The 17,390-nt window shown below is 49.9% G+C and carries 11 protein-coding genes; 5 read left to right on the top strand and 6 right to left on the bottom strand.

Features of this window, described 5'->3' with window-relative positions; genetic code table 11:
* Positions 1–701 precede the first annotated feature (701 nt).
* The 3 genes from MXE39_RS09560 to MXE39_RS09550 all read left to right on the top strand — a co-directional run bounded on the left by MXE39_RS09560 (position 702) and on the right by MXE39_RS09550 (position 3,864).
* Entirely contained in the window at positions 702–1,682 is a 981-nt protein-coding gene (locus tag MXE39_RS09560; protein WP_246977095.1) for a flagellin, read from the top strand.
* A 68-nt stretch (positions 1,683–1,750) separates the two neighbouring features.
* Complete coding sequence (locus MXE39_RS09555; protein WP_246977094.1) at positions 1,751–2,734, top strand: flagellin; 984 nt, start codon at positions 1,751–1,753, stop codon at positions 2,732–2,734.
* Positions 2,735–3,198: 464 nt separating this feature from the next.
* Positions 3,199–3,864: a YigZ family protein gene (locus tag MXE39_RS09550; RefSeq protein WP_246977093.1), complete on the top strand. Its 666-nt coding sequence runs from the start codon at positions 3,199–3,201 to the stop codon at positions 3,862–3,864.
* A gap of 100 nt (positions 3,865–3,964) precedes the next feature.
* Here MXE39_RS09550 and MXE39_RS09545 read toward each other — a convergent pair whose 3' ends face one another.
* On the bottom strand, positions 3,965–4,168 hold the full coding sequence (locus MXE39_RS09545) for a hypothetical protein (protein ID WP_247074020.1): 204 nt from the start codon (positions 4,166–4,168) through the stop codon (positions 3,965–3,967).
* 244 nt (positions 4,169–4,412) lie between these two features.
* Between MXE39_RS09545 and MXE39_RS09540 the strand changes: the two genes are divergently transcribed.
* Complete coding sequence (locus tag MXE39_RS09540) at positions 4,413–6,608, top strand: acyltransferase family protein (RefSeq protein ID WP_246977092.1); 2,196 nt, start codon at positions 4,413–4,415, stop codon at positions 6,606–6,608.
* A 144-nt stretch (positions 6,609–6,752) separates the two neighbouring features.
* On the opposite strand, the gene MXE39_RS09535 is transcribed toward MXE39_RS09540, so the two are convergent.
* From MXE39_RS09535 to MXE39_RS09515, 5 genes are all read right to left on the bottom strand, one after another.
* Positions 6,753–7,385 (bottom strand): manganese efflux pump MntP family protein, encoded by a 633-nt coding sequence (locus MXE39_RS09535; RefSeq protein WP_246977091.1) that lies wholly within the window; start codon positions 7,383–7,385, stop codon positions 6,753–6,755.
* Between the two features lie 804 nt (positions 7,386–8,189).
* On the bottom strand, positions 8,190–9,164 hold the full coding sequence (locus MXE39_RS09530) for a Gfo/Idh/MocA family oxidoreductase (RefSeq protein WP_246977090.1): 975 nt from the start codon (positions 9,162–9,164) through the stop codon (positions 8,190–8,192).
* 255 nt (positions 9,165–9,419) lie between these two features.
* Entirely contained in the window at positions 9,420–9,563 is a 144-nt protein-coding gene (locus MXE39_RS09525; protein WP_246977089.1) for a hypothetical protein, read from the bottom strand.
* A 177-nt stretch (positions 9,564–9,740) separates the two neighbouring features.
* Positions 9,741–10,841: a hypothetical protein gene (locus tag MXE39_RS09520; protein WP_246977088.1), complete on the bottom strand. Its 1,101-nt coding sequence runs from the start codon at positions 10,839–10,841 to the stop codon at positions 9,741–9,743.
* Between the two features lie 917 nt (positions 10,842–11,758).
* Positions 11,759–13,849 (bottom strand): isoamylase, encoded by a 2,091-nt coding sequence (locus MXE39_RS09515; protein WP_246977087.1) that lies wholly within the window; start codon positions 13,847–13,849, stop codon positions 11,759–11,761.
* A gap of 1,264 nt (positions 13,850–15,113) precedes the next feature.
* Here MXE39_RS09515 and nadE point away from each other — a divergent pair.
* The gene (nadE, locus tag MXE39_RS09510) at positions 15,114–17,153 is read left to right on the top strand and encodes an NAD(+) synthase (protein ID WP_246977086.1); all 2,040 of its coding nucleotides are present in this window, start codon (positions 15,114–15,116) and stop codon (positions 17,151–17,153) included.
* Positions 17,154–17,390: the final 237 nt, after the last annotated feature.

The following is a 17,390-nucleotide window of genomic DNA, read 5'->3' as shown; positions in this document are numbered from 1 at the left end:
ACGCCATGCTCACCAAAAAGATGCCGTAAATCTGAATTTTTATGTATTTTGTAGACTAATGAGCTAATTAGTAGTATGTAAATTATAGTGAAGTAATAAAGCATATAATCAAACTGCCTTAAACATGAGAATCTGTATCATGAAAAATTATCGCAAAAAATTTCTATAACAAAATGCTTGTAATCGAGTACAGATTTTGTATAATAGCTCCTGCCACATACACAAAACAAAGTTGCAGGCCCCCATCACAGTTAGGTTCAAATGTTTGCACGACATGAGACCTAAACGGGGGCCTGATTCATTTCTGGCTCCCGCAAAATTCTCCTACCCTCTACCCTCTACCCTCTACCCTCTACCCTCTACCCTCTACCCTCTACCCTCTACCCTCTACCCTCTACCCTCTACCCTCTACCCTCTGCCTTTCGGCTGCCTCACTGAAGTCAGTCATATCGATATTAAATTTTTGACGTTACTTTTGTGCATAAAATCATTATGACCGACCTGAGAATGGTATTTTGGCGGCTTTGAATGGTATCTATGAGTGTGGGGTAAGATGTATGTTTTTTTACGTGAGAAGGAAATCTGGCTGTCCTCAATGATCATGCTGAGGCGCCGTTAGGATTAAGCATGTGATGACAGAGCTCAAGGCCCTGAAGAATTCATCTTCCGATACAGAATTTGCTTTATCAAAAGGTTAGGAAATGGCAGTATACGTAAACACTAATGTGAGCTCATTAAACGGCCGCAGGTATCTTAATAACGTACAGAATCAGCTGACGACCACATACCAGAGACTCTCGTCGGGTCTGAGAATTAACAGTGCCAAGGACGATGCCGCTGGCTTACAAATCAGCAGCCGTCTGACGACTCAGATCAACGGTCTCAACCAGGGTAACCGCAATACCTCCGATGGTATTGCTCTGGCTCAGACCATCGAAGGCGCCATGGACGAAATGACTGGTATGCTCCAGAAGATTCGTACTCTGGCTGTTCAGGCCAATAACGGCACCAACACTGCTGATGACCGTACTGCTCTGTCCAAGGAAGCTACTGCTCTGGCTATTGAGATTAGCCGTATTGCCACCCAGACCAGATTTGGTGGCAAGTTAGTGCTTGATGGTGCTGATGGTGGTCAAGCTGGCGGTGGTGGTGCTGCTGTAGAGAATACTATTTACGGTAAGGCAGCAGGTCAGCAAGGTCAGGCAGGTGGTGGCTCAAAGGGTACTCTTACTCTCCAGGTAGGTGCCAATAAGGGCGATACCATTACCTTTGACGTTCTCTCTGCAAAGTTCTCTCAGATTGCAAGAAACGGCGGTGTTGCAGAGGCTGATCTTAAGAAGTTTGCGGCCTTCGATGCTCAGGGCGCAAAAGCTGTAAACAATATCAAGCTCGATACTAAGGAAAATATTGAGCTGGTCATCGAATCCATGGATAAGATGATTGGTGCCATTGACAGCTCAAGAGCAGGTCTTGGCGCTTTACAAAACAGATTGGAAAGCTCAATTCGTAACCAGGCTAACGTTTCTGCCAACCAGTCTGATGCCCGCAGCAGAATTCGTGACGCTGACTTCGCCGAAGAGTCTGCCAACCTGTCACAGCAGTCCATTATCCAGCAGGCTGCTACGTCCATGCTGATGCAGGCCAATACACGTCCTCAGCTTGGTCTGTCCCTGTTAGGCTAACGCCATAACAGAATCAGATATCCTTATAAATTCTAAGATACAGAATTTGCTTTATAAAAGGTTAGGAAATGGCAGTATACGTAAACACTAATGTGAGCTCATTAAACGGCCGCAGATATCTCAATAACGTACAGAATCAGCTGACGACCACATACCAGAGACTCTCGTCGGGCCTGAGAATTAACAGTGCCAAGGACGATGCCGCTGGCTTACAAATCAGCAGCCGTCTGACGACTCAGATCAACGGTCTCAACCAGGGTAACCGCAATACCTCCGATGGTATTGCTCTGGCTCAGACCATCGAAGGCGCCATGGACGAAATGACTGGCATGCTCCAGAAGATTCGTACTCTGGCTGTTCAGGCCAATAACGGCACCAACACTGCTGATGACCGTACTGCTCTGTCCAAGGAAGCTACTGCTCTTGCCGTTGAGATCAGCCGTATTGCCACCCAGACCAGATTTGGTGGCAAGTTAGTTCTGGACGGTGCTGATGGCGCAGCTCAGGGTGGTGCTGCTGCGGTAGAGAATACTATTTACGGTAAGGCAGCTGCTGGTGCACCTGGTGGCGCTGGTGGTGGTGGCTCAAAGGGTACTCTTACCCTGCAGGTAGGAGCAAATAAGGGCGATACCATTACCTTTGACGTTCTCTCTGCAAAGTTCTCTCAGATTGCAAGAAACGGCGGTGTTACTGAGCAAAATCTGAAGAAATTTGCTGAGTTTGATGCTCAGGGCGCAAAGGCAGTCAAAAACATTAAACTTGACACCACAGAAAACATTGAGCTTGTTATCACCTCAATGGATGCTATGATTGCTGCTATTGACGGTTCCAGAGCTGGTCTTGGCGCTTTACAAAACAGACTGGAAAGCTCAATTCGTAACCAGGCTAACGTTTCTGCCAACCAGTCTGATGCCCGTAGCAGAATTCGTGACGCTGACTTCGCCGAAGAGTCTGCCAACCTGTCACAGCAGTCCATTATCCAGCAGGCTGCTACTTCCATGCTGATGCAGGCTAACACCCGTCCACAGCTTGGTCTGTCCCTGTTAGGCTAAGCCACGACATAAACCTGTACAAAACAGATCCTGGTAACAGGAGCTGTACCAAAGGCCCTCAGGTATTACTGCCCGAGGGCTTTTTTGTTCATAAATCATCGCAAGTTATCCCATTCAGTCAGAAGTCAAAATGCTGTGGCGTTGCAGGGGCAGAGCGTGTTTATTGAGTGTTTTCTTACTTTCGGGATCTTTTATCACTGACGTGTTTTGGGCTTTGCCTGATTGGTGGATGTTTGGTCGTGATGATGATTTTGTTTGACAGGACATTTGCCGGTAAGTCAGTACTGGTGCGGCTGCGTAGCAGGTAATAGCTGGTTGAGCTGGCCGTGGTTATGATCTGTGAGGTCAGGGTGAAGGGCGTGACCTTGTATGGATGGTCGCGTGATATGGGGCGCTTTTTTGTGGTGCGAGGGGCATGATTATGGGATAATCTGTCCAGTTTTCAGACATTAAAGGACGGTGCCATGGCTCAGGGTAAAGGAAACGACAGTGCAAAGGATGCAGCAAAGGACAGCTATCAGGTGCCTGCTCTTAAACCTGGCCAGTTTCATGTCAATGAGATTGTAATCAAGCGCAGCCGCTTTATTACCACCATTGCTCATACTCCATCAGTTGATGAGGCCAAGGCTTTTATTGATCAGGTCTCTCTTGAGTATAAAGATGCCCGTCATAACTGCTTTGCATTCAATGCTACAGCTCCCGGCTCTACAGCCTTCTGCGGCTGCTCTGATGATGGAGAGCCAAAGGGCACAGCAGGACAGCCTATGCTTAACGTAGTGCTGCACTGCGGAGTAGGTGAGCTTACTGCCGTAGTAACCCGTTACTTTGGCGGAGTGCTGCTGGGTACTGGAGGTCTTGTAAAGGCATATCAGGGATCTGTTCAGGAGGCACTGCAGACTCTGCCGGTTACCGAGCGTATGATTGCTGCCCGCATGAGCATTGGTCTGGAGCACCGCTACATACCTAAGCTGCAGCATATGCTGCCTGATTTCAGAGCTACTGTAGTTAAGGAAAACTACGCTGAAATAGCTTATTTCGACATAGTTCTGCCTGTACACGAGGCCGATAATCTCGAGCGTGTGCTGGTCGATATGACCAAGGGCTCACTAAAGATTATCGCCCGTACCTGATAATGCCCGCTCATAACACTCTGACAGCTCTGTGTGCAGGTTATGGGCGGTGAGTGTTGTCTTACGAGGAGCTGATGGCAGGATGGTTATCATCCTGTCTTCACCATGATTTCATGGCATGCTCATGCTCATGCTCATGCTCATGCTCATGTTCACGCTCGTGCTCGTGCTTATGCCTGTGCTCACGCTTGTGTTCGTACTCATGCCTGTGCTCATGCTCGTGTTCAGGTTCATGAGCCTGTTGGCTGGTGTTGTTTATCCGTGGCTTACAGGCCATATCAGTTTCAGTATATATTTCACCCACAGTTGATTTTTGCAGGGCGGTCCTGTCCTGTGCGCATGGTCCTGAGTGCCTGAGTGCCTGACTTCAGTAATTTGTGGAGCTGTCAGTCTGAGCATTAAGCCTGCATTGCAGCATTTTCCGACGGGAACAGGTGCTGCTGTGCTTCATTAAGATTTGTGAAAACATTAGTTGAGAACAGCCTGCGTTCTGGATATTTCCAGAGTTCACATGTTATTACCGTAAGGCTGATTTGAGGGATATGGCTATGGCCAAAGACTTGAGAATGGACATAACCGGACTGCGAGCCATCGCAGTTTTGTCGGTAACCATTTACCATCTGGTGCACGTCCTCACACCTGAGTTTACCTGGATGCGAGGTGGCTTCCTCGGTGTAGACATCTTCTTTGTGATCTCCGGTTATCTGATGACCATGATCATTATGAAGGGTGTGGAAAAGGGCAACTTCAGTCTTTATGACTTCTATAAACGAAGAGCTCAGCGTATCTGTCCTGCTCTGATGGTTACGGTCATAGTCTTCGTACTTCTGGCCATGCTCCTGATAGGTGAAGGCGATCTCAAGCGCATGACCCGCGAGGCATTCAGCGCACTGCTCTTTGTCTCCAACATGTACTTTGCCCAGAAGACAGACTACTTTGGCAATTCGGCTCTTGATCAGGCTTTCCTGCATACCTGGTCACTGTCTGTTGAGTGGCAGTTCTACATGTTCTACCCGCTCATAATTCTGGGTCTGCGCCGTATCATGGATATCCCGTCCATTGGACGTACCATTCTGGTAATGACAGTTCTGTCCGTAATCATGGCCAGCTACCTGACTACCAATTATCCACGCTACTCATACTACATTCTGCCATCACGAGCATTTGAAATGCTATTTGGTGGTCTGGCCTGGTTCTATCCTTTAAGCTGGTTCCAGAGTGCAGCCCGTCGTGGTGCCTTGCCTGACTTCCTGGCCCGCCTTATCAGCTCCATTACTCCAAGGGCCGCTGAAGCCGGTGGTCTTATCATCATATTTGTCTCTCTGGCTTTTGTTGATGATGCCCATGGCTGGCCTACCTTATGGGCTCTGCCACCATTATTCGGTGCCTGGCTGTGTATTGCTGCCAACAATACCAACTCGCTGCTGCGCAATGTAGTCTTCCAGAAGCTTGGTCTGTGGTCTTATGCCATTTACCTTGCTCACTGGCCATTAATCGTCTTTGTAACCAAGCTGGGCTTTAATGTCTGGTGTCTGGAGCTGCTGATTCCTATCTTCATTCTTGGTGTGCTGCTGCACTATCTGGTGGAGAGAAGACGTAACTTTGGCTGGGTATTCTTTGGCGTATACGTAGCCACTGTCTGTGGAACCTGGAGTGTAGCCAGCTACGGTGCTACTTTCCGTCTTAATCATGAGGTAACCCGCTACGCCCAGTATGGCGGCCATACCGTACCTTTTGAGGGTAAGGTTAACTCCATTGGCGATCTGGAGCGCAAGCCTGACTTCGTGCTTATTGGTGACAGCTTTGCCCGTCACTATGCTCTTGATCTCATTGACCGTGGCCTGCATGTAGTGACCGTATTCCGTGACGGCTGTTATTCATGGCGCGCCTATGTCAACCGTCGCTCTGAGGGTTACATAGACAAGAAGTGTGCTACCCGTTATACCCATGCCAAGAAAGCTGTAGCCGATAATCCTGACCTTCCTGTAGTTATTGCTCAGGACTGGCCACGTTACCGCAGCTCTCTGGTACGCCGCAAGAATGATTACCAGGTACCGGAGCACCTTTTTGATCAGGCTGTAATCCGTGATTTGGAGCTCATGGCCCGTCAGTTTAAGGATCGCAAGGTATATGTACTGGGAACTCCTCGTCAGACCGTATTTGATGTGGGCAGTACCTGTATGTTCCTGCATGCTCTTGAGAACCCTCTCAGTCAGTTCCTGAGATCGCACTTTACCTGCATCAAGAACAAGGAGCTCAACGAGATTCCTTTCAACGACATACTTTATAAAGCCATTTCTGAACTGCCTCAGAATAAGGGTCTTGATGAAAAGGACTGGCCGGTAAAGTATATCGATCCAAACGATGCTATCTGTGTTGATGGCAACTGCGAGATCCTGGTGGGCAAGTTTATTCCTGTATATCAGGACGGTCTGCATTACTCATGGGCCGGCTCCATCAAGGTTGTTTCCTACATTCTTTCTCAGATTGGTGTAGATCAGGGCCGTGTCCGTACCGAGTTTGAAGATGAGAATATTCCATCTCCTGAAGCTGGTGAAGCTCCTGAGGGATATGCTGACGATGCTCCGCCTCCAGATTATGACGACGCCGACAAAAAGGATGAGTCCGATGATGGTTCATCATCTTCAAAGCCTGCTGTTGAGCTGACCCCTGAGCAAAAGGAAAAGCAGCTTGAGAAGGCCGGTCTTGCAGGCGACAACTACGTCTCTGATGAGAATCTCTAAATTCTGAAATGAAGTTTCGGGCCATGGCCTGAAATAACAAAGCCCTCTGTCTGAAAAGTAGACAGAGGGCTTTGCTTTTTCAGGCAGCTTCAAATCTGCTCTGTTTGATTAGAGGTCAGGGCTTCTGGTCTGAGATAAGCCCGGTCATGCAATTGCTGTAAGCTGCGCAAAGGCATCGTGCTCAACAAGTACCTTGATACCAATACCCAGCAGTACCAGGGCTCCAATGGTGTTAAGAAGGGAATCAAGGCTACGCAGCCTGGACAGGGCCTGCCCCATGGAAAAACCGCACTGGGAGCATACGGCACAGATAAGGCCGATGATAAGTGCTGGCAGCATAATGCTGTCACTGACCAGACCATAAGATACTCCTACAGCAAGAGCATCAAGGGAGGTTGCTACAGCCATGGCAAGCAGGGTATTAATACCAATCATCATGAGGCGGCAGCGATCGCTTTCAGATGAGCAGTTCTGATCTGAGTCTTGCTCATCGTCTCTTTTGCCCCATGCTTCTTTGAGCATTTGGGCTGATACCCCTGCCAGCAGGACAAAAGCTATCCAGTGATCAAAGGCTGCTACCTTGTCATGCAGTCGATTTCCGGCGATAAATCCCAGTACCGGCATAAAAAACTGGAAAAAGCCAAAGCTCAGAGCCACCGAGCTGCCGGTTACCATGCGCTGGACACGGCTCATAGGGCAGCGTCCAGCTATGAGTGAGCACACGAAAGCATCAACAGACAATGCCAGTGCTGTAAATATGATTTCCATAAGGGACATAATGCCCTCCAAAACAGATCCTGTGCGGCGGTCAGTTCAGGCCGCATTAATACCGGCAGGACATAAAGCCCAGCATGGTAAACAGGTGCCGATATTACAACTAATCAGACAGCTTTTACAAATAATGAGCACGTCATTGCTACCTGGACAGGAATCGAACAGACTGCAGTCCTGACACATGCGCAACCAGCGTGGGGCGTCATATTGTGCATCACGATAATACATTTAGAATCTTGTATGTGTTTAGTTGGCGATGTATTGCAGGCGACAGCACTGGCATGCATAGAGGAGCTGGGGGCGTGTGGGGAGGGGATTAAAGCGCCAGGAGAGTAATAAATGGGAGATGCACTGCCATGAGGTGGCCAGGTGCATTAGCAGGCATATGCTCATGCCTGCCGGCGTTTAGTTCGTCGGTTGAGGCATATGTGCAGGCATATGCTCATGCCTGCCAGCGTTTAGTTCGTCGGTCGAGGCATATGGCAGGCATACGCTAATGCCTGCCGGCGTTTAGTACGTCGGTCGAGGCATATGTGCAGGCATATGCTCATGCCTGCCGAAGTTTGGTACGTCGGTCGAGGCATATGTGCAGGCATACGCTCATACCTGACGACGTTCAGAACGGCGGTTGAGGCATCTGCAGGCAAAGGTGCATGGTTGCATACGCGCCCAGGCCTGCTGTCATGAGCATGGATGTGCTGGGGAGGGCAAGCCAGCGTGGCGTGCCCTGAGCTGTAGCTGGGCTACCATCATCATGGGTAATGGTGGCCCTCCCTTGTTTGGCTGGTTTAGCCAGGATAGCGGCTGTTATTCAAATGGGTAGTGGATGTGCCAGCGTGTGCGCAGGCTGTCCATGACATGCATGACATCAAGGGTTTCCTGATGAGTCATTTCCGGACACTCAATGGCGCCTTCCTTGATGGCCTTGAGACAGGAGATTACCTGATGCTCATAGCCGGAGACCTGCTCTGGCAGTGGCAGTTCTTCAATCTTCTTGTGATCAGCATTGAAGATCTCAACCTTTTCAGGATTGTTGATGTTGGTAACCACCATATAGCCCTTGTCACCGTAGATAATGCCATTACGGTCTGCAGGGCCCATGGCTGTAGCATGCAGGGTGGCTGCCTTGCCATCAGCAAAGATCAGAGTCATGCTGTCAATCATGTCGACACCGCTTTCGCCTTTGACGCAGGTGCCGCTGATTTCCTTGATGTCATGACCAAAGAACATCATGGCAAAATTGATTGGGTATACACCAAGGTCAAGAAGGGCACCACCAGCCAGCTCTGGCTTGAAAATACGCTCCTTGTTAAAGATTCGGTAGCCCAGATTGGCGGTTATGGTATGGACAGAGCCTATTTTGCCGTCTTTAAGAGCCTGAGCAATGATACGGCGTGATGGCATGTAGCGGGTCCAGATAGCCTCGGTAACAAGGGTGTTCTGCTCACGGGCATAAGCAAGCACCTCACGGGCCATTTTCTCATTGGCGGTGAAGGCCTTTTCTACCAGAAGAGCCTTTTTGTGCTTCAGGCAGAGCATGGCATGGGTATGATGTTCTGAATGAGGAGAGGCAATATAGATAAGGTCCACAGCAGGATCAGCTGCAAGCTCTTCATAAGAGCCATAGGCTACAGGCATGTTGTGCTTGCGGGCAAATTCATGGGCGCGCTCAACAGAGCGTGATGCTACAGCATAAAGCTCGATCTCAGGATGCTTGAGACCATTAAGTGTGTCAGCCATTTTGGCTGCAATTCCGCCGGCGGCAAGGATACCAACTTTCATCAAATTAAACCTCACATGCTTATCTGGTTAACAGCAACAGCTGTAATGTTACCTGGTAACATACTCTAACAGCATATAAGTGTATGTCTCAATACCCACTTTTTACAAACATGTGTACAGTCACGCAAATATGATAAAAGCCGTTCAAACCATGCCACTTGAATACAAGTAAATACCGGTAAAAAGGTGTTTATTTAACAGCGAGACATCACTGCGAATTTCCGTAACCCTTTTATCAGATACGCAGCACAGCCCTCAGCCATCACCATCATCGATACTGTGCACATGCGTATGCACCAGCGTCTGCATCTTCATTTGAACCTTAGCCCTCGCCTGCATCTGAACCTGTGCCAGCATCTTCACATTCACCTGTGCCTGCATCTGAACCTGTGCCAGCATCTTCACATTCACCTGTGTCGGCATCTGAACCTGCACCGGCAAGTGACTGAGTAAGTCATAATTCTGCTTGCGACACCTGCAAAGCAAAAGGGAGCCCTGTCTGGGCTCCCTTTTAGCTTAAACTTAACTGTTTTGTAAAGCGACAGTGTTTATGCGCGGGCACTGCAAAGAAAGTACTTAGATTGATGGTACATCGCTTTCAGCCTGCATGGCTTCCTGTTCTTCAGCCATGCTCTGACCCTCGGCACCGCCAGCTGCAGCGGCAGCCGATGGGGCAGGCTCTTCAGTGCTGTTAGTCTCGGCAGCAGACATGGAGTTTGCTGCATCATCCTCACCTGCTGGAGCGACAGCATCATCGGTATCAGCTCCGGCATTGGCCTCAGCGGCAGACGGAGCACTTTCGGCGGCATCAGTCTTAGCGCTTGCGCTGTCTGCAGTATCGGCGGTGGCAGCGGTATCAGCTGCTGCGGTATTATCTGCGGCAGTATTTTCTGCGGCTGGTGCGGCAGCTGCTGGAGCAGCTATGGTGCTGGTAAGGTCAATGACCTTGTTGCCTACTGGCTGAGCACTGTCATCAACGTTAACACGTGGGGTGACTACCAGAGTAAGCTCATCGATTGGGCCTGAGGTAAAGGTGGTCTGGTACAGATAGCCGTGGGTAAGAACATTGAGCGGCTCAAAGTTCTTGTTGTCCTCATTGGCATCAAACTCGGGAGTTACACCAAGGCTGCTCAGAACAGTATTGGCAAGCTTCACATCAGCTGCACTGTCAAACAGACGCTCGTTGGTAAGAATGAAGGTACGGAAAGCTACAAGACTCTCTGGAGGCAGGCCCTCAGGGTAGCGGGTCTGAATCTGTACACTCTGCAGCTCACGGGAGTTTGGCTTTGCGGTGCCTTTCATTTCAACAGCAGTGGACAGCACGGCTACAAAGCCCTCTGGGGTGTCATTGGCATTGGCTGTAGGCAGGGAGGTGTCCTGCTCATTGATAAGGCTGTTAAAAGTATCACGGAAAGCCACAGGATCCTTTAAAGGATTAGAGATATTTGCTGCAATGGTGGCATTTGAGGCGTGCTCAGACTCCTGATACCAGGACCATCCGGCTGAGGCGAAATAATAGGCGGCAATGACCAGAGCCACGATACGCAGATTGCGTCTTACGCGGTCATTTTTCTGCTCCTTGCTGCACTGGCCGTCAGAGCAGTTGCTCTGTGATTTTTCCTGAGCACTTCTGAGGTCGTGAACTCGTCCATCTGGTGGTACTGGCTTAAAATCCATGGTCTTTACGTCCTGTGAAAACTAAGTGACACGCTATTCTATCATGGTCAGACTTCAGTCCAGTGTTCCAGCCCCGTGCATGTGACAGCGCTCACTGATGATTTGATGAACTGCACAGAGACTCAATTACGGTCAGGTGTTCAAATGCGGGAAGATGGATGATGCATATTACGCTGCTTTCCAACTGTTATAAGCACGATGATGCATCTTATACTGCATGTTTATTTGGCCATAACTCTTATGATGAGCAGCCAGTGAACCTGTGGCTGAGAGGGCTGTGTAGGACGTCTGGCCATACAGGGATCACCTTTGTAAGACGCGCAGGTATGAGCACAGATATGCACAGACAGGGCGATATAAGCTGAGGTATTAGCAGTTTATGGACGGAGCTAATTGCCCGGCTGCAGTGACAAGTGCTTACGGCAAAGGGGTTTAGATTAATCGCCGCAGAATCGATATCTACAAAATGTCTTTATAAAACAATTTATTTTACAGGAGCATCATAAGCATAAATCATAGCGTATATGCCCATAATGCTGGCGAATCCGGGCATAAATCATGGCATATCGGCCCATAATGCTGGCGAATCCGGGCATAAATCATGGCATATCGGCCCATAATGCTGGCGAATCCGGGCATAAATCATGGCATATCGGCCCATAATGCTGGCGAATCCGGCCATAAATCATGGCGTATAGGCCCATAATGCTGGAGAATCTGCCCATAATGCAGACGCATTTTCGCATAATGAAGGGCGTATCTGAGCGCGATTTGGCCGTGCATACTATGGATGAAGCACTGCGTGCGCGCAATATGGATGGTCTGGGGGTAAAACAAAGGCGGTCAGAATGCATCTGCCATTATGGTGATGCAAGCTGACCGCCTGTAATTTTTTTCTTGATTCTTTGCAGAATATTTTAGAAAGCAGGTGATACCAGAATAATCAGGGAGCGGCTGTTGACCTTAATCTTATCGCCGGCATTGTAGCGTGGCATGGTAAAGATGTTAACCACATCATCTGGCAGGTTATCGGCTGTGTCTACCAGCAGGCTCCACTGGCGCTTGGAGTTGCGTGGCAGTGGTGGCAGCTCTACATCAAGATCTTCCCAGTAGGCGTTAACAAAGATGTAAGCATAAATGCTGTATACGCCCCAGTAGGCCATCAGACCGATAGTGTGGGAGTTATCGGACCAGTCAGGCTGGAATGGCTTGACGCCGTGCCACTGCAGACGGGTATTGCGCAGTACACCATCGAGCATGGTGTAGTTGCGACGGCGCTGGGCATTGGCTGAAGCACGGGTTCTGATGGTACGACGGCGGATCATCTGACGGGTAAAGTGCAGCATCTCCTTCTGGCGTTCATTGAGATCCCAGTTCATCCATGAAATTTCATTGTCCTGGCAGTAGGCATTGTTATTGCCGTTCTGAGTACGAAGAATCTCATCGCCCATGAGGATCATAGGAGTACCCATCGACAGTACGGTAAGTGCCAGCATGTTCTTGCACTGACGCAGGCGCAACTCATTGAGATGCTCGTTATCAGTCTCACCTTCTACTCCGTAGTTGGCAGAGTAGTTGTCATTATTGCCGTCACGGCACATCTCTCCGTTGTCCATATTGTGCTTGTAGTTATAGGACACCAGATCGTTGAGAGTAAAGCCGTCGTGACAGGTGATGAAGTTAATACTCTTCTGAGGATCGATTTCACGCTCATTGTAAATGTCAGGTGAACCGATAAGACGCAATACAAACTTTTTAATAGAGTTACTGTCGCCACGGATAAAGCGGCGTACATCATCACGGAACTGACCGTTCCACTCTCTCCACTTGGAACCGGCAATGTTGCCCAGCTGGTACAGACCGCCGGCATCCCATGGTTCGGCAATAATCTTGGCATCAGCCAGACGTACATTGTGGTCAATATCAAGAAGGGCAGGAGCATTGTGCAGCGGAGTACCATTGGCATCACGGGCCAGAATGGATGCAAGGTCAAAACGGAAGCCGTCGACATGCATCTCCTCCTTCCAGAAAATCAGGGAGTCGAGAATAAGAGAGCGTACTACAGGGTTATTGGCATTGAGGGTGTTACCACAGCCTGAGTAGTTGTAGTGATCGCCCTGGTCATTCATGATGTAGTAATTGCGCTTGTCAAAGCCCTTGAAGCAGTAGCATGGGCCGTTGGCATCACCCTCGGAGGTGTGGTTGTAAACCACGTCCAGAATCACTTCAATACCGTTACGGTGCAGTGCCTTGACCATGTCACGGAACTCATCAAGCGGACCCATTATGGATTTGTCTGAGGAGTAGGCCTCGTGCACGGCAAAGAAGCTCATAGGGCAGTAACCCCAGTAGTTTTCCTTGCCCGGAAGAGCATCATACTTGTCGTACTGATAGACAGGCAGGAGCTCTACAGCGGTGATGCCCAGATCAACAAGGTATGGAATCTTTTCGATAAGACCACGGTAGGAGCCACGTATATCAGGAGCAACACCAGAGCTTGGGTGGGCAGTAAAGCCCTTGACGTGCATCTCGTAGATAACAGTCTTGTTCAGAGCATGCTTAGGAGCGCAGTCCATACCCCAGTTGTAGGTTGAGGTATCAACAACTACAGAGCGGGCAGCATTGGCAACATTACGGGCCTCATCAGTGGTCTGGAAGCGCTCATAGCTGTCAGGGAAGACCACACGCTTGCCATAAGGGTCAATCAGAACCTTGCCGATTTCAACGTGGCTGGCAGCGTATTTGTAGGTACGGACAGCCTCACGGACACGCCAGGCATAAATCTGACCTGCGCCAATACCGTGAACAAAGACATGCCAGTAGTAAACAGAGCGGTAGAGCTGTGAGGACAGGGAAATTACCTGAGGATCAGGGTCATTGATATCTTTAAACAGCAGCAGCTCGATAACTGAGGCAGCAGGACAGTACACGGCAAAGTTCACACCGCCATTTTCAATGGTGGCACCCAGCTTGTTGCAATGTCCCTGAGAGACTACATACTTGTTCAAAGCTCTTCTCCGGCTTATTTCGTAAGCGTAATTAAAATGACACCTGACCTGCGGTCAGAACCTGATGAAAATCGTTGTGACGGGAAATTCAGTTTTGATGGCAATGAACATGCCACAATGAAGTCGGCAGCTTTCAGGTCCTGAATAATGCCTGACTCAGGACGGCTCTTTCCAGGTTAATGCTGACCGGGCTGTACCATGGCATCATGAAGATCACTGAATCTGACAATGCAATCACAGTAACAGCCTGCATACAGATCCAGTAGGGATAATGAAAATGAGGCTGATAAGAAAATCTGATATTTACCTGCCGACAGTAATTCTGTTTGCACAGATGCAGGTATGGCTAAGGTGCGGATTGCATATCGTGCTTTGCACATCTTGCACACTCAAGTCAGTACATTATGAATAGTGTCTGTCTGATCAACCCTGTACTGTCAGCAGTCCGTAAATGCCATTGCTGCCATTTAATCCTGACAGATTCCAGGTATTTTTGGCTGGCTATATTGTGACATCAAAAGCCAAAAAATCAAGGAAAAATTAAGCCATGAGGCGCCCGCATCCGGTATCTATTATGTGTCGACAAATGGGGACAGCAAGGGTGATTGCATCCCTTTGAAAGTGCAGGGGAAAGAGCTGGGCACAGGGATGATTGTCCGCCCGATAATGGCAGCATTGGTATGAGAAAAGTACCAGCTGAAAGTACCGGAAAGAAGCAGTCACCTGTCCCGATATTCGGCTGAAATTTGTCCAGACATGTGTCCAGACATTTGGGGCATAAGCTGATGCCCCATTCGGGCTGCACAGGCTTGGGGCATCACTGATGTTTCCGGTTATTTCTGCGCCGTGCCCAGTCCGTGCCCGGCATGCCTTGCAAGGCATTTGCAGGTGCGTGCAACCAGTATGGCTGCCGGAGCATGGGAGGGTATCCGATATGGCTGCATGTCTGGTTTTGGTAAGCATCAGGCGACTGATGGTGCAGGGATGAAATTTATCGGGCGTTTGGACAGGGCCTGGGATAAACTATCGAACAGGCGCAGGCACTTGAGTTTGCCCGCTAACTGTCATGTACCGGATCAGGGTCGGTAAACGACCTGATTCTGAGTCTGAATCCTGATCTGAATAAGAGCTTGAATTTGAGGCTGAGCCGGGTGCTGCTGGTGCCTGGTGGTGCAATGGCAGCGGCGGGGATGAAGATGGTGACTGTGCTGCCGGGGCGGCTGTACAGCCGCTTAGCTTTCTTACACCAACAGTGAGGCCTTCAATGGAGCTGAGATTAGATAATATAGCCGCTCTGGCTTTAAATACCCAGGCTCTGGGTGTAAAGCAGAACCTTGAGCAGATTCTCAAGGCTGCAGGTGAGGCGCTTGAGCAGGGAAAAAATGCCCTGTTCTGCGGTGAGCTGGTCGCATCAGGCATGGAGTGCAATGATCTTTTCTTAAGCAAGGCCTTTATTGCCCGCGTGCAAAAGGAAGTGCGCGCCTTCCAGCAGCAGCTGCCTGCTGATTTTGTTGTTGGTCTGGGCATGCCTGCAGTTATGACAGCCTCATGTTTTGCCGATGAAGAGGCTTTTGCTGCAGCTGTGGGCGTTGATGATGAGGAGGCATGTGCCGAGGCCGGGTACTATGGTCTTGAGCATGGTCCTCTGGGATCAGCCTATGTGCTTATGACCCGTGATGAGGTGCTCTTCACCGCTCCAAGCCGTCTTAAGATGGAGCATTCCCGTACTGACTACAGTGTGCGCTATTTCTATCAGGCCTATGAGTTCCCGGGCTTTGATCTGGTCAAGGGCTATGTAGCTCAGATCGGAGGCAAAAAGGTACTGATAGCCTTTGGTGATGCCGGTATTTTCTGCGGTCAGCAGCTGGTGGATTACGTCTCCGCCCATCACGATGAATTTGCTTTTATTGTGGTCCCTGAGGCTTATGGCTATGAGGTGGAGCTGCCGCAGAATTATGAGCTCGAGGCTCTGACTCTTGCTACTACCTTTGATTTGCCTGTAATCAGGGTTAATAACCTGGGCTGCGAGGGCGGCGGTACCATTTATGACGGTCAGTGTCTGTTCATTGCTGATGGTGAGGTTAAGGCCCGCAACCAGCTCTTTTCTTTCCGTCCTTATGAAATTGTAGGAGTTGAGCGCGGAGTTGAGCCTCATCTGCATCAGTATGATGAAATGCTCAAGGCTGTGTCCCTTGGTCTTTATGACTGGATGAAAAAGACCCGTTCAAAGGGTTTTGCTCTGTCCATGTCCGGAGGGGCCGACTCTGCTCTGTGCGCATCATGTGCTGCTCTGTCCCATGTCCATGCCTTAAGACATCTGGGAGTAAAGCAGTATGCTCAGGAGCTCAAGGACCTTGGTATCAAGTGTAACTACGAGGCTCTGATTGCCGAAGTATCAGCCCTAGCCGGTGAAGAGCGCGATGGCTGTCTGGTATCTCCAGTGGTCATAGACAAGGCTGTCGAGGTACTCAAAAAGTATGTCATACCAGAGGTGCTGGTCTGTGCCTATCAGGGCTCTGAGTACTCAGGTTCCGTAACCAGAACCGCAGCTGAGGAAATGACCCGCTGCCTTGGTGCCTCCTTCATGCACTGGTCTATTGCTCCAATGGTCAGCGACTATGTTGGTACTCTGAACAAGGCCCTTGGTTATGAGCTGGACTGGTCAACTGATGACATAGCTCTGCAGAACATTCAGGCCCGTTCCCGTCTGCCTGGCATCTGGCTGCTTGCCAACCACAAGGGCTTCCTGCTCATAGCCACTTCCAATCTGTCTGAGGCCGCAGTAGGCTACTGTACCATGGATGGTGATACCGCTGGCGGCCTGTCTCCAGTAGCAGGCATAGGCAAGAGCACCATCTTGAAGATCAATCGCCGTATCATGCAGGATGGCATTGGTCTTGACGGTTATGAGCAGCGCTTTGCCATTCCGGCTATGAGCTACATTGTGGCTCAGGCCCCAACAGCCGAGCTTCGTCCAGGCGGTGAGCAGACTGATGAAAAGGATCTCATGCCATATCCGCTTCTGGATACCATTCGCAGTCTTTTTGCTCAGGAAAACCTGCTGCCTGATGAGATTGAGAATCTGCTGGTCAGTGAGCGTGACGGTCAGTTTAAGGACGTAACCAGCGACCTTGGTCTGTCCAATGAAGACATTGGGCGTTTTGTACGCCGCTTCTTTGCTCTGCTGCAGCGCAATCAGTGGAAGCGCGAGCGTTATGCCACCGGCTTCCACATCGAAAAGGACGATGGCTCTCCAAAGGGCTATCTGCGCCTGCCAGTGCTCAGCGCTTCCCTGTGCAGCTGATGCCTTTCCAGGCCCGTCAGTACGCATGCATCTGACGCAGCTGTGTCAGCGCTTCGCTAAGCGTCTGCATCTCATGCAGCCGCCACCAGACAGAGGCGGCAGCCTGCCCTGTCTTCTGGCTGACCGGCCTGGCACCGGCCGCCGCCGGACCTGATGAGCCCTGTGCCTTGAGCACATAACAAAAGCCCCCGCAGTGTGCTGCCTGGCAGCATGTTGCAGGGGCTTTTGATCTTTTCA

The organism is Anaerobiospirillum sp. NML120511 (assembly GCF_023050955.1).
Lineage (GTDB): Bacteria > Pseudomonadota > Gammaproteobacteria > Enterobacterales > Succinivibrionaceae > Anaerobiospirillum.
Note: the sequence above shows the minus strand (reverse complement) of the source record. Positions and strands in the feature narration are given on the sequence as shown.